At 49.4% G+C, this 20,687-nt stretch carries 21 protein-coding genes; 11 read left to right on the forward strand and 10 right to left on the reverse strand.

Features of this window, described 5'->3' with window-relative positions:
• Position 1: 1 nt before the first annotated feature.
• Positions 2-1,645, reverse strand: a complete 1,644-nt coding sequence (locus tag H6F93_RS26695; protein WP_190687513.1) for a DUF6930 domain-containing protein — start codon at positions 1,643-1,645, stop codon at positions 2-4.
• 341 nt (positions 1,646-1,986) lie between these two features.
• On the opposite strand from H6F93_RS26695, the gene H6F93_RS26700 reads away from it, so the two are divergent.
• The 5 genes from H6F93_RS26700 (at position 1,987) to H6F93_RS26720 (ending at position 5,298) form a co-directional block, all read left to right on the forward strand.
• Complete coding sequence (locus H6F93_RS26700; RefSeq protein WP_190643643.1) at positions 1,987-2,340, forward strand: HesB/IscA family protein; 354 nt, start codon at positions 1,987-1,989, stop codon at positions 2,338-2,340.
• Positions 2,341-2,467: 127 nt separating this feature from the next.
• On the forward strand, positions 2,468-2,893 hold the full coding sequence (locus H6F93_RS26705; RefSeq protein ID WP_190687516.1) for a tetratricopeptide repeat protein: 426 nt from the start codon (positions 2,468-2,470) through the stop codon (positions 2,891-2,893).
• 263 nt (positions 2,894-3,156) lie between these two features.
• Positions 3,157-3,348: a hypothetical protein gene (locus H6F93_RS26710; RefSeq protein ID WP_190643641.1), complete on the forward strand. Its 192-nt coding sequence runs from the start codon at positions 3,157-3,159 to the stop codon at positions 3,346-3,348.
• Between the two features lie 184 nt (positions 3,349-3,532).
• Complete coding sequence (locus H6F93_RS26715) at positions 3,533-3,781, forward strand: DUF8620 family protein (RefSeq protein ID WP_190643640.1); 249 nt, start codon at positions 3,533-3,535, stop codon at positions 3,779-3,781.
• Positions 3,782-4,137: 356 nt separating this feature from the next.
• Positions 4,138-5,298 carry a hypothetical protein gene (locus tag H6F93_RS26720; protein WP_190687519.1) on the forward strand — a complete coding sequence of 387 codons (1,161 nt, stop codon included), beginning with the start codon at positions 4,138-4,140 and terminating at the stop codon, positions 5,296-5,298.
• Positions 5,299-5,504: 206 nt separating this feature from the next.
• On the opposite strand, the gene H6F93_RS26725 is transcribed toward H6F93_RS26720, so the two are convergent.
• Together H6F93_RS26725 and H6F93_RS35465 are read right to left on the reverse strand one after the other, a co-directional pair.
• Positions 5,505-6,854 carry a beta-propeller fold lactonase family protein gene (locus H6F93_RS26725; RefSeq protein WP_190687522.1) on the reverse strand — a complete coding sequence of 450 codons (1,350 nt, stop codon included), beginning with the start codon at positions 6,852-6,854 and terminating at the stop codon, positions 5,505-5,507.
• A gap of 59 nt (positions 6,855-6,913) precedes the next feature.
• Entirely contained in the window at positions 6,914-8,254 is a 1,341-nt protein-coding gene (locus H6F93_RS35465; protein ID WP_190687525.1) for a lactonase family protein, read from the reverse strand.
• A 303-nt stretch (positions 8,255-8,557) separates the two neighbouring features.
• Between H6F93_RS35465 and H6F93_RS26735 the strand changes: the two genes are divergently transcribed.
• A complete protein-coding gene (locus tag H6F93_RS26735) occupies positions 8,558-9,448 on the forward strand; it encodes a LysR family transcriptional regulator (RefSeq protein WP_190687530.1) in 891 nt (296 codons plus the stop codon).
• A gap of 5 nt (positions 9,449-9,453) precedes the next feature.
• On the opposite strand, the gene H6F93_RS26740 is transcribed toward H6F93_RS26735, so the two are convergent.
• On the reverse strand, positions 9,454-11,556 hold the full coding sequence (locus H6F93_RS26740) for a caspase family protein (protein ID WP_190687534.1): 2,103 nt from the start codon (positions 11,554-11,556) through the stop codon (positions 9,454-9,456).
• Between the two features lie 443 nt (positions 11,557-11,999).
• On the opposite strand from H6F93_RS26740, the gene H6F93_RS26745 reads away from it, so the two are divergent.
• From H6F93_RS26745 to H6F93_RS26755, 3 genes are all read left to right on the forward strand, one after another.
• Positions 12,000-12,908 (forward strand): hypothetical protein, encoded by a 909-nt coding sequence (locus H6F93_RS26745; RefSeq protein WP_190687538.1) that lies wholly within the window; start codon positions 12,000-12,002, stop codon positions 12,906-12,908.
• Between the two features lie 52 nt (positions 12,909-12,960).
• On the forward strand, positions 12,961-13,134 hold the full coding sequence (locus tag H6F93_RS26750; RefSeq protein WP_190643633.1) for a 50S ribosomal protein L32: 174 nt from the start codon (positions 12,961-12,963) through the stop codon (positions 13,132-13,134).
• 322 nt (positions 13,135-13,456) lie between these two features.
• Positions 13,457-14,059, forward strand: a complete 603-nt coding sequence (locus tag H6F93_RS26755; RefSeq protein ID WP_190687543.1) for a sulfite oxidase-like oxidoreductase — start codon at positions 13,457-13,459, stop codon at positions 14,057-14,059.
• An 86-nt stretch (positions 14,060-14,145) separates the two neighbouring features.
• Here the strand turns inward: H6F93_RS26755 and H6F93_RS26760 are convergent, their stop codons facing one another.
• Positions 14,146-14,868, reverse strand: a complete 723-nt coding sequence (locus tag H6F93_RS26760) for a diacylglycerol/polyprenol kinase family protein (RefSeq protein WP_524538023.1) — start codon at positions 14,866-14,868, stop codon at positions 14,146-14,148.
• Positions 14,869-15,005: 137 nt separating this feature from the next.
• On the opposite strand from H6F93_RS26760, the gene psb28 reads away from it, so the two are divergent.
• Both psb28 and thyD read left to right on the forward strand, forming a co-directional pair.
• Positions 15,006-15,377 carry a photosystem II reaction center protein Psb28 gene (gene psb28 / locus H6F93_RS26765; protein WP_190687549.1) on the forward strand — a complete coding sequence of 124 codons (372 nt, stop codon included), beginning with the start codon at positions 15,006-15,008 and terminating at the stop codon, positions 15,375-15,377.
• Positions 15,374-16,300 (forward strand): thylakoid membrane protein ThyD, encoded by a 927-nt coding sequence (thyD, locus tag H6F93_RS26770; RefSeq protein WP_190687552.1) that lies wholly within the window; start codon positions 15,374-15,376, stop codon positions 16,298-16,300. The genes psb28 and thyD overlap by 4 nt, the downstream gene beginning before the upstream one ends.
• A 121-nt stretch (positions 16,301-16,421) precedes the next feature.
• Here the strand turns inward: thyD and H6F93_RS26775 are convergent, their stop codons facing one another.
• From H6F93_RS26775 to petD, 5 genes are all read right to left on the reverse strand, one after another.
• A complete protein-coding gene (locus H6F93_RS26775; protein WP_190687555.1) occupies positions 16,422-16,802 on the reverse strand; it encodes a hypothetical protein in 381 nt (126 codons plus the stop codon).
• A gap of 158 nt (positions 16,803-16,960) precedes the next feature.
• Positions 16,961-18,160: a glycosyltransferase family 4 protein gene (locus tag H6F93_RS26780; protein ID WP_199314057.1), complete on the reverse strand. Its 1,200-nt coding sequence runs from the start codon at positions 18,158-18,160 to the stop codon at positions 16,961-16,963.
• Between the two features lie 15 nt (positions 18,161-18,175).
• A complete protein-coding gene (locus H6F93_RS26785; protein WP_190687558.1) occupies positions 18,176-19,162 on the reverse strand; it encodes a GDP-mannose 4,6-dehydratase in 987 nt (328 codons plus the stop codon).
• Positions 19,163-19,367: 205 nt separating this feature from the next.
• On the reverse strand, positions 19,368-19,847 hold the full coding sequence (locus H6F93_RS26790) for an ATP-binding protein (RefSeq protein ID WP_524538024.1): 480 nt from the start codon (positions 19,845-19,847) through the stop codon (positions 19,368-19,370).
• Between the two features lie 238 nt (positions 19,848-20,085).
• The gene (gene petD / locus H6F93_RS26795; RefSeq protein WP_190643625.1) at positions 20,086-20,568 is read right to left on the reverse strand and encodes a cytochrome b6-f complex subunit IV; all 483 of its coding nucleotides are present in this window, start codon (positions 20,566-20,568) and stop codon (positions 20,086-20,088) included.
• Positions 20,569-20,687 lie beyond the last annotated feature (119 nt).

The following is a 20,687-nucleotide window of genomic DNA, read 5'->3' on the forward strand; positions in this document are numbered from 1 at the left end:
CTCACTCCAACTGCGGCATCATTTCCAACGTCCCCAGTCCTAACTCTTTAGGAGAGAGCGATCGCGTTTCAAACAGCGCCATCATATCTTTGAACTCAGGCTTGCCTCTAGATGCCCCTTTTAGCCCTCTGGCAATCACCAAACCACAGAATCCCTTGGTTTTCTTGCAGCGCTGATCCCATTTTTTGCGGGCTGCGATGTGAACGGGGTCATCTTCCTCAAATTCACCAAACAGATGCATTTCACCATTTTGGGTTTTGAGGATGCCTAAATCGTAAGACTTGTCTGCTAGTGGATCTTTCCCAGGGTTAAAGCAAATAGACTCTAAGCCGCCTGCTGCTTGCAGTTGTTCAATCAGGGCGATCGCCTTGGGACGGGACGTCTGAATCAAAATTACCGGGAACCCATCCGCCTTGGTGGGAAACTCCTCCTCAGCAGGCTGATGATGCTTGGCTCCCAGGCGCAGATACTCCACCACCTCCCAAGACATTGCCCCCAAGCTAAAGAAGGCATCCGATGGAATCAGGTCGTCGCGCAGAACAGGAGCTTGATTTTGCAAAACCTCATACAGGTCGTCAAAGTCAGAGTCAGTAGACATCTGAAACAGTTCTTCTGCCAAATCAGGCATCGTGGCGACCGTAACTGACACTTTGGTCTTGGAATGGGCAGAATCAGGAACGCGATAACGGCTAGAAAGAGCGGGAAACTCTCCTGTGTTGAGCGTCTTTTGGTGCTGCTGAAGAAATCGATGCAGCGCGGTCAGCGCAACTAAGACGGCGATCGCTTCTTCTTCATACAGAGAAGGGCGTAGCCCCTCCAAAGGGTGCAAGTTGCCGAACGATGGACGAATGCCCATTTCGACAAACGCTCCATCCATTTCTTCGTCAGCCTCTTCAAACCCTTCTGAATCCTCAAGCTGATCAAACGTGACAAAGAAACAGTCCTGCTCCAAAAATGCTTCCTCCATGCGCTTGGGGGAATCATTGGCAAGGAGCACCTGCTGCCGAAAGTGCTTCAGCGAATCCAGAGAGCGATACATCAGAATGCCATATTCGACTCCTAGCATCCCCAATATGGAGACATACAGCGTTCCGACATCGCCATAGTTCAACTCAATGGAGAGAATTTTTTCCTCGTCTAGCGCCTCCCAAGGGGCATCGTTCCAGATAGCAAGCGCTGCCTCCATTAACGTTTCTGCCTGCTCTGGCGGAAGCTGCGGTTGTCTGGACGTAGCGATTTCTTGCAGCCCCCGAAAGATTTCGTCAATCAGCGGCAGGGTTTGCACATAGTCAATGGTGATGCCTAAGTCTTGCAGCACTCCCCGCAAAAAAAACTGAATTTCGCGATTACACACGACAATCTTTTGGGGACGACCCGGACTGACCGAAGCATGAGGGGTCTCCATTGCCCGGATCAGCGTTCGCACAATCGCTTCTGGTCCAGTTTCAGCAGGCACCACATCCATTGCTCTCACCATTGCCTCACTGCCATCTACCCAGAGAATGCATTCTCCTCGCATATTTGCATCTGGCTCGATACTGGCTGCTACCCGGGGGGAAATAGCGCGGCGATCGCCCTCCCACACGCTAGGAAGCTGACGTAGCTGCTGGAGGCGGCGGCGGGTAGAGCGATTGAGAGCAGTCATAGACCAACCAATTGATTGAGTGATTAGTGTGGGTTTAGATGAAACGCTAAGCCTGAAAGCAAGAATCAGTCTTAAGTGGGCTTAGCAAACCCAGGACGTGAGGGCATAGACATTCATCTTAAACATTGAATGACCTTCTCTAACCTCTTTTATCAGCGCATCTGATAGAGGGAGTTGACCTGAAGACCACCGCACCAGCCAAAGATTGCCTCAAATCCGCTACGATCAGGATAATAGATGCAGGAACATAAAGTAATTCAACCTGACTCTGCACGGTCAATTCGCAGGATTGAAAACTTTGACAGGGCACGTTTGATAGCACTAAGGAGTCTCTAATACCCATGACACAAGCAACCCAGTCTCAACAACGGGGCATTCAGATGACTGAGACAGCCCTAAACCATGTCCTGATGCTACGGGAAAGGCAAGGCAAGGATCTCTGCTTGCGAGTTGGAGTGAGGCAGGGAGGCTGCTCTGGAATGTCTTACATGATGGACTTCGAAGACGCTAGCAATATTAGAGAAAGTGATGAAGTGTACGACTATGAAGGGTTCAAAGTAGTCTGTGACCCTAAGAGTATGCTTTATCTCTATGGTTTGGTTTTAGACTACAGCGACGCAATGATTGGTGGCGGCTTCCAGTTCACTAACCCCAACGCTAATCAGACCTGCGGCTGCGGCAAGTCCTTTTCTTGACATGTGTGGCTGATTTAATTTTTGAAAGGGTAGTTTATGAAAGCACCCGCCCTGAGGGCGGGTGCTTTCATAAACTACCCAGAATTGCTGTAGCGTTTAAGTTTAAAGAGTTAAATTGGGACGCTGTATGACTGAGGTTACAGTTGAAACGTTGTTCGATCAAGGCATTGAGCGGTATCACGCAGGCGACCCTCCTGCAACGTTGATTCCGGTCTTTAAAGAGGTGTGCGATCGCGCCCCTAAGAGTAGTCCTGCCTGGACGTGTCTAGCCTGGCTGTATTTGCTAGACAGCAAGCCGACACAGGCTTACAAAGCTGCTCAAAAGGCAGTTAAGCTGAATCCTCAAGATCCGCAGGCGCGAGTTAATTTGGCGATCGCCATGCTGGAAACAGCTCAAAAAGGGGTTCGACAGCACGTAGAAGTGGCTGAACAACTGATCATGGCTGTACCCGAGCTGCGTGACGAAGTTAAACAGAATGTTGAAGAAGGGTTAAGCAGAAAACCAGACTGGAAAAGCCTGAACCGAGTGAAGGAATGGCTGTTTGGCAGCTAGCTCAAGCTTTTGCACAAACTGCTTGCAAAAGTAAGGCAACTCGTTGATACATCCTAAAAACGCCGATTAACCTCAGAGTTGGTCGGCGTTTTGGCTGTCAAAGCACAGCATTTCTGTTATTTCGAGATTGTAATCTTAAGCTCAAAATAATTTAATGATAGATCTGAAAACCTAATGATAAGATTCGATGAAGTGAACGATGAGCTGTTCTTATCGCTATTCGTTGCATCAGAGCTTTTAAAAAATTCAAGGAGTTGTTAACTATGGTCACTCACAACGTTGAAGTGAAGCCGGATACTCGTAATCACAAAGGATTTTTTGTTCAAGAAGCGTCTTACAAGTTCATGGGCATTGATCAATCGGGTTGGGCGTTGATTTGCATTGACGATGCAACTTGCCACTATGTAGATCCAGATAATTTGCAGCTTTCAGAAGAATCTAACGAATTAGTCTAAGCAGGCTTTTACAAGCTTTCATGAGTACTTTTGTTTTCTGCTTCTACTAATGTGGCTGTTCTTCTCAGAGAGTGCAGCCATATTTTTTTGCTAATCTGATGACTGGCATTGTTTTTCACTTTTAAGCAACGAACTCTTTACACTCGGTCTACTCATCTTTAAGCTCAAATTATTCACAGATTTGATGAAAGACAAACTTTTAAACTGGCTAAATCAGGCTTTAATGCTAAACATTTTTTTAGTTTTGTTTAGCTTTTTTTGGCTGGCGATCGCTGTTCTAGGACGCTCTTTAAATATCCCTCTTGGGTTAGATCTTTGGTACAAACTGTGGGAACCTGTCTTTACACCTTCCATCGGAATCTTAATGGGAGGTGCAATCCTCAGCGGTGTGATTAGTTGGGTCAACAAACGTTTGGATTCTCAATCTAACTGACCAATTTGCCTCAGAGGATGTTTGTGAAGTTTAATCTGCGATCCAAAAACCTGTAGGGCGTAGCGTTCAGGTCAGAATTTCTAGAACGTGCGAGGGTTCATCGGCAGGATACTAGGCTCCTCAGGAGGACGTTCGCTATTTTTCAGATTTCCTTTAAGGAAAAGTTTTTATACCCACTTTGGTAGTGTTGTGCATTTAGCAGCCTGTGATACGGTTTATGGCTGATCGTCCTGAGGGCGACTCGCATTTACCGTAGTTTTTGATACTTCTCCATTTGTGGAACTTCCATTTAAGTCGGGAATTCTACAGTACTAACCACCGTTTTCACCTGGTTTTTATTCAGGTTCAGTTTTCTTATGAAGAAAAGTCTTTTAACGCTGCTAGCGGTTTCAGGTTTGCTGATTTCTCCGATCGCTTCACCTCAGCAAGCTGCCCTGGCGCAACGGGTTGTCGATGTCAGCCCCGATGTGAATAGTCAAAACGTGCCGCCTGACACTTCCATCTCGGGTCAATTTGACACGAGCAACACGCCCGCGGTTGACCTCAACTCTGTGCGAATTCTCGTCAATGGACAGGATGTCACCAATCGCAGTACGGTGACGCGGAACTTCTTTAGCTACCGTCCTACTCAACCTTTGCCTCCGGGTCAATCACGAGTGCAAATTGACTACCGTAACGCCAACGGTGAACAGCGTAGTGTCAACTGGGCATTCACCGTGCAGCAACCTCAAGCTGCGGTGCAGGTTAGCTCAGTTACGCACAATGCTGCCAGTAACCCACTTGGCCCAGGCACCACATTTTTGGCAACTATTAATGGCACGCCCGGTTCACAGGCTGCAGTTTTGTTGATTCAAGATGGACGCACTGTGCGAGAGCTACAGGCTCAGGAAGTTTCCTCTGGCGTGTATGTAGCAACGCTAAACATACAGTCGAGCGATCGCCTGAATGAAGGAATTGTCGTCGGTCGCCTGCGTCGCCAAAACCAAACTACCTTTGGAGCTGCCTCTCAACCCGTCGTGTTTAACCCCAATGCTGGCGGAACGGCTGTAGTACCAGACAGCAGTGGCTCAACGGGCAACACTGGAGGTAATACTGGAGGCAACACTGGATCGGGCAATACTGGAGGCAACACTGGATCGGGCAACACTGGAGGTAATACTGGAGGTAACACTGGAGGCAACACGGGCAGCACAACCCAGCAGCTTCAACCCAGCTTTACCAGTCACCGTAATGGGGGTGAAGTCAGCGGCAGCGGTTTCACACTGGTGGGTCAAACTCGCCCCAATGCCACTGTCGATGTGCGGGTCACGTCCAGAGTCTCGGTGCTGGGTGTCGTTAACCTGGGCGGACAAACTCTGCTTGACGAAGAAGTCACCGCTGACCGAAATGGACGCTTTGAAGTAGAGGTTCCCGGACCTCGCATTCCTGTCCCCGGAACCCGCTACACCGTTCGTGCTGCGGCTAGCCTCAATAATGAGACAAGCCGACCTACCGAAATCACACTGACTCAGGATTGAGGGTACAAAAAGTTTAAAAGATCGAGGCGGAAGTGTAGTGCTGCTATGCTTCCGTCTCGATCTTTTGAAATGTAATACCACTTCTAAAAATTAGAGCTACAGATGGAAGGGCACCCCGCTTCGCGGGGTGCCCTTCCATCTGTAGCTTGTTTTTGTAGAAACGGTATACAGTTGGCAAAGCGATAGAACAGCGATCGCCCCTTTTCCTACTGCACTAGCTTAATGATGTGGGCACCACGCCTCACAGGAATGGAACGCTCCAGTTTTTCCAATGAGGGTGACTCCCCTCGATGTAGTTGCCAGAAGTCAACACTTCCCCCGTCGTGGGCTGAATCGTGGTAGTCAAACACAGCAACCGCTAAGTAGTTTCCAGATGCGTCAAAGGTAATGCCCTCTGGCAGAATGCCTTCAAAGGGAGTTGTACTGTGCGAAGTTAAACGTCCGTTCTCAGGATTGAGACTCAGGAGCGTTAGGGAACTATCTCGCGTCAGGCGTGGATTGTCGATAGGCAGATAGCTTGCCTCCATATTCAGCGAAACGACAAACTGACCATCTGGACTAATGGCAAACTCCTCAGCACTACCGCCAACCGGAGCAGTAGCAACAATTTGATGAACAACCTCGTTGTTGGAATTTGCGGTGTCGGCAAAGCGAATCACACTGAGGTAACTGTAGGTAGCGCCAACATATTGCAGCTCCACATCATCACCCCAAAGTAGATTGGTCACAATAAAATGTCGTCCATCTGGTGTGAAGTGCCCAACCCCAGGAAGTTTCCCAGTCATGATTGAGTTACCCCAAGCTCGAATTTGGGGGCGATCGCGGTTGGTGCGATCGACTTCGTAAAATGCCGTTTCGTTGGTTTCAGCAAAGGTGACACCCAAAAAACGCCCCGACGGATGCCACTCAATATGAGAAGCGTTTGCTTCCGGGTCATTGAGTCCTGGAAGCGTTTGAAAAATGGGAGTTCCCAATTCACCATTCTCAAAAGGAATGAAGGCGATCGGTCGTGCCGGATCACGTAAACTCACAACCAACAAATCACCATTGGGGTGAACTGCAACGGGCCGGGGTTCATTGCCAATATCAAGCTGATCGACAACTTGTGGCTGTTGTAGATTGCTCAAACTAACAACAGTTAATCGTTGACCCGAAGGAATTTCAGAACGCAGCGTTGCACCTTCGGGAGCAGGTGCAAAGGTTTCTGTGATAAAGGCAAACTGACCATCAGGCGTAAAAGCTAAGTTGTTGGGCCACCCCATTACAGAGTTGCTGACGGGTAAGCTGATAGGTGTAACGGCTTCATTGCCCAGCGGAAGCAACGTTAGGGTATCGATCATCTCAGGGGTGCGGTGCGAAGCAGTTCCCCGTGCGGGGTAACCGCCCAACTGCCCATCAATATAGGCTGATGCTTCCATATCAGCATCGGACAATACCGCTAAGAACCGACCTTGAAAATCAAAGTTGTGGAGTTGAGTTTGCGCCAAGGATGCCTGTGCAATTCCCAGAATCACAGTTGAGAAAAGACTCACTGCGGTCAATTGATTGAACCTCATAGTTTCTAGCTATTGTCTCTATCTGTTTGTCGTTTGCAAGTCAGAATGTTGTGGGAAATTTACGGTGCAACCACAACTTGGTGAGAGCCATGCGGAACGTTAATTCGTCCGACATATTCCAGGTTGGGAGCAGGTTCCTGGCTAATGCGCCAAACTTCTAGCCCACCGCCTGGTTCCTCCGAATTGAGATATTCAAAGGTGGCGACAATGAGATGTTCACCTGTAGCATCAAAGGTGAGTCCTTCTGGTAAAACTCCTTCAAAGGCAAAATCTGCCGCTTTTGCCAACTGCCCAGATACCGCATCAAAAGCAAATAGAGAAACCGTAGCGTCGCGAGTAAACCGAGGAGAATCGGTTGGCAATGCCGTATCTCGCATATTGGCAGTTGCAACCAAGGTGCCATCAGGGCTGATCGCAATCCCTTCAGAGGACTGAGCACTGGCAACGGTTGTAATAACCTGATGGTAAGCAGTGTGATTTTCTGAAGCAGAATCATCCACATCCAGACGAATCACCGATACAGTGCTGGGTTCACTTGGCAATCGTCCTTCTAGTGAATCTGCTGTAAAATCACGTTTCCAGTTAGCCGTGATGAAGTGTTTGCCGTCTGGGGTAAGGCGTCCGCTGTAGGGGTCAACATCTACCGCAACTGGATTTCCCCAGAGCGATAGATTAGCTTCGCCTGTAGAATCTTGAGTGAACCGCAAAAACACGATTCGGTTTTGGCGATAGAGATTGACTACCAAATATTCACCAGAAGGATGCCATTCCACATAGCTGGCGTTGAGCGGGCCTTCTGCCGCTGGAATGCCCAATGATTCCAACGAAATATTCATAGGTTCTCCCAAGCTGGAATCTTGCACAGGAACCAGTTGCAGTACTTCAGACTCACTAGAATCAGTGGCGATCGCTACCCACTTCCCCTCTGGATGCACATCGATCGCTTCTGGGAAATGTCCAACCTCAATCCGACTAAGCACTCGAGGTTGCCGAGGATCAGTTAAATCAACCTGGCTAAGAAAACGCCCTGCTAGTAGATCGCTTCGAGTTGTTGCTCCTACTGGACGTTGCCCCATATACTCAACCACATAAGCAGTACGCCCATCTGGGGAAAGAGCCAGCGTTTCTGGTGGTCCATTCACCGAGTTGGACACCTCCACTGAAACCCGTTCTCCATCAAACGGCAGGGGAATCAATGTCAGCGCATCTCGATAGCGCGAATCAGCACCCGGAATGCGTCCATCCACATAAGTGCTAGCAAAGAAGTCACCATCTGAAATTACTGCAAGAAATTGCCCTTGCAAGTCAAACCGTGTTTGGGATTGCACCTGCCTGATAGATAAAGCCGCGATCGCGAGTAAACTCATTCCTGCGATCGCATAAAACTGTTTTTTTCTCACCAATCCTTTCCTCAAGTTTTAAGTTGCGGGAACATAGCTTCAGGTTCACAAGGGGTGCGTCCAGCGCGATCGCAAAACGCTGTTTGCGCCTGCTGAGTTTGCAATGATGCCTCTAGTAGCGGCTTTGTTTAGTAGCGGCTTTGTTAGGGTGAAATCTGTTGCTGGAAATGGCGCACGACAACGATGACAACTACTGAAAGAACCGTGAACTTTCTAGAAGCAAACCTACAATTCTCAATATGCACGGGCAACAATAATGCTGTCCAATGCTTTTTGAGCCCGTATTAATAACAAAAAGTTATTATGGAACTTCACTCGCTGCGCTACTTCGTAGCAGTTGCCGAAGAACTTCACTTCAGCCGAGCCGCTGCCCGCTGGCACATCACGCAGCCAGCATTGAGTCGGCAAATTCGCCTGCTAGAAGAAGAGCTAGGAATCACACTACTGCGGCGAACCAAACGAACAGTAGAACTCACCGAAGCGGGCGCAACGTTTCTCCCCGAAGTTCGCAAAGCTTTACAGCAAATTGAGTCTGCAATCCAGGTAGCACAACGAGCCGCACGGGGCGAAGTTGGTTCTCTGCGAATTGCATTTGCAGCCTCAGCAATGTATATCGTTTTGCCCAAAATCTTGCAGCAGTTCCGCGCCCTCTACCCTAATGTCAAGCTAGAGATGACCGAACTCTGCACCCTCGATCAAATCGAGGCGCTTCGCACTGAAACAGTTGATGTTGGGCTATTGCACCCGCCCATCGATGCCCCCTTTCTCAGCCTTTACCCATTGCAAGGAGAAAAGTTAGTCGTTGCTTTGCCCGAAGCTCACCCCTTATCTCAGCAAAAACAACTTTCGCTAAAAACCCTCGCCAGTGAGCCGTTTATCCTCCATCCGCGCTATGAAGGGCCAATCTTATATGACCAAATCCTGGCTCTCTGTAGGCAAGCAGGGTTTGAGCCTCACATCGTTCACGAAGAAATCAAACATCAAACGCGAATCGGTTTAGTTGCCGCCGGAATCGGAATCGCCTTTGTGCCGGAAAGTTCACAACAATCTAGCTCGTCGGGTGTATCCTACTGTGCGATCGCAGGTGACGCACCCACACTCCAGCTAGCTGCTGCCTGGCGAACTGAACAGGTGTCTCCAGTCCTCCAAGAATTTCTACAAATTACTCAACAGGTGGCAGTGCAAGGGAACTGAGATTATCAAAGCTGACTTCTCCAAGAAGCGATCGCCTCTTGAGCCGCAGTATGAGCAGGCGTATTAGCAGGAACCAATGCAGCCGTCTGTACCGCACTGTTTAACCGACCCCGATCTGCACGAGAACGAGCCAAATCGAGAATTGCTTGGCTCCATTCACCGATCAACTGCTGCGCCTCATTATGCAAAGGCTGGTTGGCGGGAATTTGACGCGCAATGGTAATCGCCCGATTGTAAGAAGAAGCCTGGTTTCGACGAATTAAGCTTCGTGCCTGCTGCAAAGTTTCCTGGTTGGCTTGCTGCTGCTGCCATCGGGCAATTGATTGTTGCGCGGCTAAGTAAACTTCTGGGCTACTAGACGGAACCAAACGGGCAGCAGCGATCGCAGAATTCAAATTTCCTTGTCCGGCTCTTCCTTCAGCCAGGTCTAGAATGACTTGGCTCCAAGTTGCAATACTCTGCTGGGCTTGTTGATACAAGGGTTGTCCGGGTCGAACCTGACGGGCAATAATGATCGCCTGACTAAAATCAGAAGCCTGATTAGTTGCATTCAGCGCTCTAGAGCGGCTTAACACGGCTCTGGCATTGTTCAAAACCGCTTGATTTCGCTGGCGTGCCTGGTTTAGTGCCTGTTCTGCTTCAGTTCGCAGTTGAGTGTAGTTTTCTGTGCGCTGTTCAGTTGGGATCTGGTCAAGCAGGGCGATCGCCTCTTCCTGGCGCTGATTTTGCAGAGCAGCACGAGCATTGCCTAGCGTTGCAGGGGGTGTAGACTGTCCTTCCCCATTTTCAGCGGTAGGAGAGGATTGTTCTGAGTTCGGTAACGCTCCGGCATCAGGAGACTCTGGCGCAGCCATAAACGAGCTTGCTCCCTCTGACGAAGCATCAGGGGAAGGAGCAGGTGCTAGCGGAGAGGATGTTTCTGGGTCAGCAGGGCTGGAATTAACACTTGAAGTGGCAGCTTCAATTCCGTCAGAGCCGTCGGAATCTTCAGAAGCCACCTCCGGAGCAGGGAAAAATGAATTTCGCAAGGCGGCCCAGTTGCTCAGCAGGACGCCCAAAAATAGCAACAGCACTGCCACACTGCCCCACAGCCGCACCCTTTGCCAAAACACATCGTCTGACTCAGACTCAACGTCTTCATAGGCTACATCGACTGAGGTAACTGAAGCAGGGCTATTTGTTCCTTTGCCATTGAGCGTTTCAGCGTTACCGTTGAGGGTTTCGGGTGTCAAAACCGGATCAAGATCATCTGCAACAGAAGGCTGTGTTGGATAAACAATTAGGCTTTGAGAAGGGCTAATCGACGAAGTGGTTGGTAAATCACTTGCTACAAAATCAGGACTGTAATCTGCTCCAACTTTGGCGATCGCCTGCTGCGGCAAAATCAGCTGATGTCTTTGCTCAACCGGAATAATGGCTAAGGGCTGCTGTTTGGGTCGCCAATGGTAGTCACTTAGGGCAGGCAGGCGATCGCTCAAGTAATGAGCCAGCGAGTCAGGCGTGATGCAGCCGCGATAGCGCAATCCTTCTAATAGCGCTGCCGTGAATAGCCCTTGACGCAGAGCCAGCGTTTCATGGGAAGTCTGCTCGGGTTGACAAGACAACAGCGTTGCAATGCCGTAAGTGTCTGCCAAAGCAATAGTTTGCTCACCAATGCCTTCGCCCGCTAGAGCATTTTTGCTGCGATTCATGTCTAGCGTTAGCAAAATTTTGTCAGTTGGCGCTGCTTTTAACAGCTTAAACACTTCCTCAACGGCAATTCCTGTAGTAGCTACCTGCTCCGGATCGCCATCAATCGGCATCAGATAGTCTTGCCCTTCAAACTGCATCCCGTAGCCGCTGAAAAAGCACCAGAGGAAGCCACCTGCTGGCAATTGCTCCTGACACAGTTGAGTGACGTAGTCGCGAATATTCTCTCGATTAGGATAAATTGCACCCCGCTCAACCTTCGCGTCGGAGTCAATCAGCATCAAACACTGATCAGGAGCAAAACCTGCTTCACCTACCCAAAAGTCGCGCATTGCCCGTGCGTCGCGCTGGGCATAAATTAGCGGTTGGAAGAACTTATACTGATTGATGCCAATTGCGATCGCCCAGTAACTTGTCATTACAGATGCCCCAAATAAGTACTAAATAGGGTGCCCAGAAGATAACACAAATAAGTGGTTTATCGGCAAAAATCTACCTGATTTTGAGGCAAGGTCTGAGCCAAAAAATTAGAAGAGGATTAGAAGGCGTGCCGTTCACTATTGCTCTGAGTCTGGTTGCCACCTCAAGTTAGTGATGATTGATTTCGACTAGATCTGAATATAAACTTTCGCAGTTCACTAAAGTCAAGAATCTTCTTTAAGGAGCATGACTGAGCATTCTCATATCGTTATCTTCTGCATATATGGCAACGCCAAATTAAACCTGTCCCGAGAGAGCTTGCCATGACTTTTCAGCTTTGGAGGAATCTACTGTGGAATTCTTGAAGTCTGTTTCCATACAAGGGAATGTTCAAGTTAAATCCTGCTTTTGCTTGGGTTTAGGAAGGGCAATCGCCCCTGTTATGGCAACTGTTTTAGGGTTGTCCAGTGGAGTCTTGCTAGTGGAAGCGATCGTCCCCCAAGCTGTCCACGCTCAAACCAATCAAGTTAGCGTCTCCCTCCAGCGCCAACCTAACGAAAGTTTTGAAACACTGATCAACCGGGCAGAAGCCGCTGCTAGAGCAACTGCGCAGCAAAACTTTGCAAGCAGCGCAACGAGTGGTGTAGCCGTCACGGTTCTAGGTGAAAGTGCTGGTTTAGTAGCTCCTCTTTTGTCCCTAGAAGTCAACCGCGACAATTGGCGTAGCCGCCCAGACCCACAGCAATGGGCAACCTACTACAGCGATGCCAGAACCCTACTAGGCTTCGAGAGCCTTGCTCCTGCTACCGCTGCACAGCCCACCCCAGCGGTACCAACCCAATCCACAGCAGACTCCAACAACCCAACGACACCCGAGCCAACCGCTCAAACTCCCGCAACTGCTCCTGCGACCACAATTGTCATTCCACCTAATGCCCAGGTTAGTCCTACGACTCAACCCACTTCGGGAACTTCTTCACAGACACCTCCAGGCAACATCACTCCAGGTGAGCCTCAGCAAGCTCCAGGCACCCCAGGCACTCAACCCAGCAATACACTCAATCAACAACCCGCAGGACAATCTGGGAGCAACACAGGCGATCCCCAGCAGCCTGCTCTTGGAGATCCCAGCGTTGGAGAAGACACCAGCGACACCGCTCCCCCAACTCAAAACGATATTCAGCAACCTGAAATAGGAGATCCCAGCGTTGGCGATCAAAACACTACGAATGAAGCTCCTCAAACTGAAGTAGATACTCCTGGAAGCGTTCCTTCACCCGGGCCCGTTGGGGTACCCGAGGTTTACGATCCAGGACCAATTGGGGTACCTCGTTCAGGGGTTGGGAAATAGCGTGAAAAACAGACTATAATCGAAAGGTTGTAAAATTTCGGCAATCACGGTCATGGCTCAGCCTAAGAAGAAAACGTCCAAGTCTAAGCGAGACAAGCGCAAAGCGACCTGGAAGCGCAAAGCAACGTTGCAAGCTCAAAAAGCTCTCTCGCTCGGTAAGTCAATCCTGACTGGGCGCTCTGCTAGCTTTGTCTATCCCGAAAAAGAAGAAGAAGAGGAAGAATAAGCGACGGCAATTTTTGCTGTTGGCTTAGCTTTCAAAGGCAGTTCAATAAAGCTATTGCCGCTTAAAGAGCTGCTGCACATAAAACGACTTAGAAGGTTTGTCCCGCGCACTGCACAGGGCAAACCTTTTGGTTTTTAGGAATTGGGTATCGAGTACGGTGAGTCGAGCGATCGCTCAATAGGTCTAAGTTCTATAGAAGAAAGTCCTATAAAAGTTGGACAAATTCTTCAGAGAGTAACTTCAGCGGCTAATTTTGCTACACAGTTAGATAGAAGATGGAATGATTGCCTACCATCCTTATATGCCGCTACTCTAAACCACTATGCTGGGAAAATTTTTTCAAAAGCCAGGTCCCGAGCTACAAGATCGCGTACCTCCAGGACAACACCTGACCAAAGGGTTTCCCGTGTTGACCTACGGGCAAACCCCGACCGTCAATTCTGAAGATTGGCAGTTTAAGGTTTGGGGCCTAGCTAAATCGGTTACATTTAGCTGGTCAGACTTCATGCAGATGCCTCAAAGCGACTTTACGGCTGACTTTCACTGCGTTACCACCTGGTCAAAGCTAGACGTGCAGTGGACTGGAGTAAAAGTAACAGATTTTATCAAGCATATAGAAATTGCCCCCAAAGCTGCCCACATCCTGGAGCACTGCTACGGCGGATACACCACCAACATTGCCCTTGACGATTTTCTGCGAGAAGAAAATTTCTTCGCTCACACGCTTTTCGGTGAACCACTTCCCCCAGACCACGGCGGGCCGATGCGGCTGGTGGTGCCTCACCTATATGCCTGGAAGAGCGCCAAGTGGATCAATGGCTTAGAGTTTCTTGATCACGAAGAACTGGGATTTTGGGAGCGGAATGGCTACCATCGCCGAGGTGAACCCTGGGCCGAAGAGCGCTACAGTGGGCGATTCTCTTAGTTCTGAATGCACCAGGTCAGTAGTTTTACTCTCTTCCTGTTTAAAGATCAGGTACTAAAAGATTCAGGAATACACCTCTGAATCTTTTAGTGGGAAAGGAGAAGGAGCAGGTTCTCCGGGAGAGCTTGACTCAAGGCAAATGCCAAAATGGCGCTGCCAACGGGGACAGTCAAGTTATCAATGCCAAATTTGGAGAAAGCTTCTAAGCCTGTTGCGGTAATGGCGATCGCTCCTGCAATCAGCCAGGTTTGCCAGATATTTCCTTGAACACTGAGCAAAATTAGGCTAGTGACGAGATAGCTGGCGATCGCCATCGTCAGCGACCCCTCCCAGCTTTTTTCAATTCCCCACAGTTTGTAGCGATGCTGTCCCCAGCGTTGCCCCACCAGCGCTGCCAGTCCATCTCCCCAGGTCATAACCAGAATGCCTATCACTGCATACTGAGGTTGCTGCTGCCAAAAAACGGCAATCAGAACGCCAATGCTAACTGCATAGAAGAACGTTCCCAAACTTTTACGCCCAACGCTGTTAAGGCTGGGCAGTAGAGAAACTCGGTAGGAGAGGAGCGTCACTGCACTGAACAATATCGACGCAGCAATTCCTACCCATGCTGGAATTTGGAGCCACCAAGCCAGCAGAATAACATTACCCGTGCCGATGTGAATGACCTTTCGGACTGCCTCTGGCTCTGCCCATCTTGAGCGATTTAGGGCTTCTGCCGACAGCAAAACAACTCCTAACCAGACTGCAACGATCAGTAGTTGCAGCCAGAGGGCTGGCGCAGATTCTAACCAGGAAGTTGAACTCACCAAAAGCTGAAGCGTTAGAACAAGAAAAGATTGCTGTTTTTCACTTTAATGGATTTGGCGTGATGCGGGTCATTCTCAATCCAGAGTTATTCCCTCTCAGCCTCCGTTATACTGATTCTTAAGCTTTGTTTAATTTTATGTCTGCCCAAACTCCCTCTATCCAGTTTTTTGAAGGCGTTCCTGAAACACTTAGCGATGTCAGCCTCCGAAAAAACCGCACTTCTGGCATTCGCAGTGTGCTGCTGGTGTTTCAAGAACTGAAATCACTGGAAAGGTTCAGGAGCTACACCAAAAGGTTCACAAACTCTGTTCGCTTAACCGATGAGGAAGGCGAAATTAACATAGAACCGTCCTCTGTACAGTTTGTTTTTGGCGGACCAGAAGGGGATGATTTGAAGCGGGTAGAGTGCAAGTTTGAGATTGATCGAGAAGACCACTGGGAGCGGTTTATGCGCTTTATGCACCGCTACGCAGAGGCAAACGGTATGGTTTATGGGGAAGTTTCATGAAAGTAGCAGTGACGGGTGCAACCGGATTTGTCGGCACTCGATTGGTAGAGCGACTCAACGCCGAAGGACACACAGTTGTGGTGCTGACCCGCAGTCTCGAGCGAGGCAAGCAAGTCTTTCCCGCTGCAGCATTTCCAAATGTGGAAGTATTTGCTTACACGCCATTGGAGTCAGGTGAGTGGCAAGCCGTGATTTCGGGCTGTGATGGCGTGGTCAATTTGGCAGGAGAGCCGATCGCCGAAGGACGCTGGACACCACAGCGCAAGCAAACTATTCTCGACAGCCGCAAGGTCGGAACTGAGAAGATTGTAGAAGCGATCGCCCGAGCAAATCCTAAACCCTCAGTGCTGGTTAACTCCTCAGCAGTCGGCTACTACGGCACTAGCGAAACAGCAACCTTTGATGAGAGCAGCCCAGCAGCGGATGATTTCCTGGCGCAGGTCTGTCAAGCTTGGGAAGCTTCTGCCAGCAAAGTGAAAGAGAGTGGCACACGGCTAGTCATTTTACGCACAGGTATTGTGTTGGGAATGGGCGGAGCAATCGCCAAAATGCTGCCACCCTTTCAACTCTTTGCAGGCGGTCCGCTTGGCAGTGGTCGCCAGTGGGTTTCCTGGATTCATCGAGAAGATTTGGTGAACCTCATTCTGAGTGCTTTGACTCAGCCAAGCATGGAGGGAACATTCAACGCCACCGCACCTAACCCGGTTCACATGTCTGAACTTTGCAATACCTTGGGGGAAGTGCTAAATCGTCCTTCCTGGCTCCCCGTACCTGACTTTGCGCTAGAAGCTCTGCTGGGAGACGCTGCCATTGTGGTACTAGAAGGTCAGAAGGTTTTGCCCAAGCAAACACAGGCTTCTGGCTTCAAATATCAGTACCCTTTAGTGAAACAGGCAATACAGGAAATTGTTCAAAAGGTTTAGCACTACTGCTGACCAATAAAACTCGCGACTGTAGAAACCCGTTTAGACGGGTTTCTCTTTTATGGCTGTAGTTTAACCACTACGCTAAGCTCAAATGATTTGCCTTCGCCTGTTAGATCGCTTAATCTTCGATTTGCTTAGCAGAAACTTCTACCGCCTCAACGTCAACTGTGCCAGGAGGGGTAAGACGGTGAAAGCGCCGCTTCTCCATCTTTAAAGGTTCACTACAATTAGGACAACGCAACTGCATTCCGTTAATGGCAGTGAAACTGTAGCTACACACCGGGCAATTGTCTTCAACCAGATTGCGCTGCAACCACCAGCGGAAGCCCAAGAAAGCGATCGCCGGAGTAATCAAAAGCAACCCAATCAGGATCACAAAAGATTTGACTAGCCAGCCCAGCCCAATTGCACCCAATAGCCAGACAACTGCAAATATAGTGAGCCAAAAGCTAAAGCCAGATAGGTTTAGCTGTAGGTTTCTGTAGCTGTTTTGGTTCACAGTAATCTCCTTCAATCAGCCAGACCAACTAGATTTTGCATTTGCTCCCTTCCAAGGTGGCAACCTTGACAAGAATCAAACGCTCTCCAGACCTTCCTTCAGGATAGGATATCTGGCTGGCCAATGACAGGAAGAATCTTGTCAGTCAAGCTAACTCCTCACTGGCTAGACTGCAAGAGATGATGGAGTTTGTGAGTCAAAGCATCTCGACCAAACAGGGCGATCGCCTGCTCCCTTAGCCACGCGCCATCACAACGGCGATCGGAGGGCACACCGTTCACCTGGTCGCAGCCTTTGAACATTTCAATACAGGCATGAGCAACTGCCTCCGGATTTCGGTGGGGTACCTGCCAGCCCAGTTTGCCATCCTGGAGCGGATCAGCAGAGCCATCTGCATCACCTGACAGCACAGGTACACCGCAAGCCATCGCTTCCAGATACACAATGCCAAAGCCCTCTTGTGACGGCATTACATAGGCATCTGCAAGCCGATAATGCTCGACTAATGCTTCAGTTGGCACAAATCCGGCAAAAACAACCTGATCTTCAACTCCCAGATCCTTCGCTAGCTGAGCCAATCGAGGTTGATCATCGCCGCGTCCAATTACCAGATACTTGACTTCTGGAAAAACCTGAGCAATCGCAGGTAGCGCCCGAATCGTCACATCTACACCTTTGTAAATGTCTCCAGACCACAGCCGCGCTACGGTCATCAGCACCTTGTGATCGACCAAATCATACTGCTTTAGCAACGCTTCAGATTTAGCTCCAGGTGTGAAGTAGTCTCCATTTACAACGCAAGGTAAAAATTTCACCTTGTTTGGGTTAAGTCCGTTTGCCTCGCAAGCGCGATCGCGGCTGTAACGACTGATGGTCCAAATCTGGTCAGCATGGTGCAGTGCTTCACGATCTCGCTTAGGTAAGGTTGTCCATACCTCTTTGCCATAGGTCAGTACCGTGTAGGGAATGCCCAAAGGACGACACAGCCATTGCACCAGCGGAGCTAGATTCACGTGACCACAAAATACTCGCTGCGGTCGGTGTTGCACCAGATAAACGAGTAGGGCGATCGCCAGGCGAATGCGTCCTAACCTCGGGGACTTTGTTCTCAGGTATCTAAACCTGAAAGACCGCGTAGCAAAAGGATTTGAGCAATCCTGTCCATCTCGCAGGAGAAATACGTCGGCTTCGGGAACGTCAGTTAGCTCTGAATAGCTGCGAAAGATATCCTTGACGTAAGACTGAATGCCACCCTCTCGCGCAAAAATTTCCAGAAAAATAAACAGATAGGGAGCAGCAGCGATCGCAGGGCTGGGTTCTTTGAGAGAGTTGCGCTGAGTCACAGGTGGGTTCGTCAAATTGCTTATAAGTGGTTAGGGAGCAGCAGGAGTAACTGCACCTGATTTCAGGCGCTCCAGATCCTTCAAAACCATTTCTTGAATTAGTGCCTCAAAGCTGACTTGAGGTTGCCAGTTCAAGTTCTGTTTGGCTTTAGCAGGATTGGCGACTAAGTGAAAATGCTCGTCGGTACGAATCAGCTTCGGATCGACGTTGACATATTCTGCCCAATTTAGGTCTACACAAGCAAAAGCCGCCGCCACAAGTTGCTCGACGCTATGCAGTTGCCCTGTACCAATCACATAGTCTTCGGGTGTTTTGGCTTGCAGCATCCGCCACATTGCCTCAACGTGATCTCCGGCATAGCCCCAGTCACGCTTAGCTTGTAGGTTCCCCATCTCCAGGCGATTGCTTAACCCCAACTTGATTGATGCGACAGCTAGAGCAACTTTGCGCGTAACAAAATTGGGAGGACGGAGCGGAGACTCATGGTTATACAAAATGCCGCTACAGGCAAACAAACCATATCGCTGGCGATGATGCACCATTGTCCAATGGGCGTGTACCTTTGCTGCCGCATAGGGGTTCATCGGACGGAAGGGCGTGTTTTCGTCCTGGGGCGACTGATCAACCTGCCCAAACATCTCTGAACTGCTTGCCTGGTAAAACCGCGTAGCTAAGCCAACCTGTCGCACGGCTGACAGCAGGCGAGTTGCAGTGCCTGTGACCAAGTCCAGCGTCCCTAACGGATCAGACCAGGAAGCAGGGACAAAGCTAGGAGCCGCTAAATTGTAAATCTCGTCGGGTCGAAGCTGCTCGACAGCTTCCAGGAGAGCTGCACTGTCAGTTAAAGCAACAGAGTACACTTCTACCTGCCCTGCCAGGTCGCCCAACTTAGCTAAATTACTTTGCCGCTGCGGAGGAATTAGCCCCACTACACGATAGCCGTGCTTTAAAAGCAAACGGCTCAAGTAATAACCATCTTGACCCGTGATTCCTGTGATTAGAGCTGTCTTCGACATGCGTTCACTTTATCTCCATCACGCCGCCCGCACGACCAGCAATGATTTAGATAGGTGAATCTCTTTAGCAGAAACGATCGCTGGTAGCTGCTAAATCGTAGCAAACTCCCCTTCAAACTCAATCCCGAAACCTACTGGATTAACCGAATCTTTGTATCCAACTGAGAAAAATATCGCTAAAGCTTTATCAGCCCGTTATATCTGGTTAGCCCTTGTCAGGCACAGTTTGTTCTTTGGTTGCGTGTTTGACGATTAATAAGCAATTTCTATTGTCTGGCGATCGCTCATAAACTACATAATCAGCCAACCGCCTGAGCAAAAACCAGCCATAGCCCCCCTGCCGCAAAGTACCAGGTTCAGGCTCTTCTAAAACATCCGGGTTGAAAGGCTTGCCCTGATCCCAAATGCGAATCTCCATCCGGTCATTCCAGAGACACAAATCGATCTCAATTGTCGTTTCTGAAGGAAGCTCGTGATGAGCGTGACGCACCGCATTCGTAAATCCTTCAGTCAAAGCCAGATTCATCGGATAATGCTGCTCTTTGAGCCAAAACGACTTGGCAGCATATCGCAGACAAAACTGGTCGAACCACTCCTGGATGTGCGTCAAGACGCTCAAATCACTCTTAACGATTAAATGATCGTGCTGCAACATGCCCACACTCAGCCAGGACTCAAATTCCACTGAGCTTAAGTAGCCAATTTTTTGATTAGTTGCCTACTTAGCCGCATTGTTAGCAATAAAATGATGTCTTAGTCAACAGGTTAGAACACATTTTTCAGTTAAAAGCTGCAGGTTCAAAACGCATAACGCCTGCGTTGCCCTACTGGAGATGCACCCACATCCCAATAAACCAACACAGGCGTAAAAGAGCATTCTAAACAACTTTAGAACCAGAAAATCTGGAAAGCCCAGCTTTCTCTTAGAACAGGCCCCAAGTTAGGGATTTGTCAATTGGGAAAGTTGCACCCACTCCCAGCCAAATCGTGACGAGCGTACCAAACAGAAACACGCTGGTCGCGATTGGACGACGGAAAGGATTCTGAAACTTGTTAACACTCTCAACGAAAGGAACAAGGATCATGCCCAATGGGACAGATGCCATCGCCGCAACACCCAACAGCTTGTTAGGCAGAATACGGAGAATCTGGAATACGGGGTAGAGATACCACTCTGGCAGAATTTCCAGAGGAGTTGCGAAGGGATTAGCAGGCTCTCCAGTCAGGGCTGGGTCCAGGACAGCTAGGGCGACGCAGCAAGCAATCGTTCCCAGAATTACAACGGGGAAGATGTAGAGCAGGTCGTTTGGCCAAGCGGGTTCACCATAATAGTTGTGACCCATGCCCTTCTTGAGTTTTTCGCGCAATGCGGGATCGCTAAGATCCGGCTTTTTAACAGTTGCCATAGCCTATGGTGTTCTCCTTTGGGTCTGAGACAGGAAGTAAAGAAAGGTTAAGCAGTGCCGTTCAACAATTACAGCCTAGTTTACCGAAATCAGAGAATCAACATCTGCCACCCAAGGAT

This window comes from Leptolyngbya sp. FACHB-671 (assembly GCF_014695745.1).
Taxonomy (GTDB): domain Bacteria; phylum Cyanobacteriota; class Cyanobacteriia; order Elainellales; family Elainellaceae; genus JAAUTN01.

Excerpts from the sequence above, each read along its gene's own strand:
- H6F93_RS26740 (WP_190687534.1), bottom strand. The coding sequence starts at position 11,556 with ATGACAAGTTACTGGGCGATCGCAATTGGCATCAATCAGTATAAGTTC.
- H6F93_RS26785 (WP_190687558.1), bottom strand. The coding sequence starts at position 19,162 with ATGTCGAAGACAGCTCTAATCACAGGAATCACGGGTCAAGATGGTTAT.
- H6F93_RS26695 (WP_190687513.1), bottom strand. The coding sequence starts at position 1,645 with ATGACTGCTCTCAATCGCTCTACCCGCCGCCGCCTCCAGCAGCTACGT.
- H6F93_RS26720 (WP_190687519.1), top strand. The coding sequence starts at position 4,138 with ATGAAGAAAAGTCTTTTAACGCTGCTAGCGGTTTCAGGTTTGCTGATT.
- psb28 (WP_190687549.1), top strand. The coding sequence starts at position 15,006 with ATGTCTGCCCAAACTCCCTCTATCCAGTTTTTTGAAGGCGTTCCTGAA.
- H6F93_RS26735 (WP_190687530.1), top strand. The coding sequence starts at position 8,558 with ATGGAACTTCACTCGCTGCGCTACTTCGTAGCAGTTGCCGAAGAACTT.
- H6F93_RS26750 (WP_190643633.1), top strand. The coding sequence starts at position 12,961 with ATGGCTCAGCCTAAGAAGAAAACGTCCAAGTCTAAGCGAGACAAGCGC.
- H6F93_RS26755 (WP_190687543.1), top strand. The coding sequence starts at position 13,457 with ATGCTGGGAAAATTTTTTCAAAAGCCAGGTCCCGAGCTACAAGATCGC.
- petD (WP_190643625.1), bottom strand. The coding sequence starts at position 20,568 with ATGGCAACTGTTAAAAAGCCGGATCTTAGCGATCCCGCATTGCGCGAA.
- H6F93_RS26725 (WP_190687522.1), bottom strand. The coding sequence starts at position 6,854 with ATGAGGTTCAATCAATTGACCGCAGTGAGTCTTTTCTCAACTGTGATT.
- H6F93_RS26745 (WP_190687538.1), top strand. The coding sequence starts at position 12,000 with ATGGCAACTGTTTTAGGGTTGTCCAGTGGAGTCTTGCTAGTGGAAGCG.
- H6F93_RS26715 (WP_190643640.1), top strand. The coding sequence starts at position 3,533 with ATGAAAGACAAACTTTTAAACTGGCTAAATCAGGCTTTAATGCTAAAC.
- thyD (WP_190687552.1), top strand. The coding sequence starts at position 15,374 with ATGAAAGTAGCAGTGACGGGTGCAACCGGATTTGTCGGCACTCGATTG.
- H6F93_RS26700 (WP_190643643.1), top strand. The coding sequence starts at position 1,987 with ATGACACAAGCAACCCAGTCTCAACAACGGGGCATTCAGATGACTGAG.
- H6F93_RS26705 (WP_190687516.1), top strand. The coding sequence starts at position 2,468 with ATGACTGAGGTTACAGTTGAAACGTTGTTCGATCAAGGCATTGAGCGG.
- H6F93_RS26710 (WP_190643641.1), top strand. The coding sequence starts at position 3,157 with ATGGTCACTCACAACGTTGAAGTGAAGCCGGATACTCGTAATCACAAA.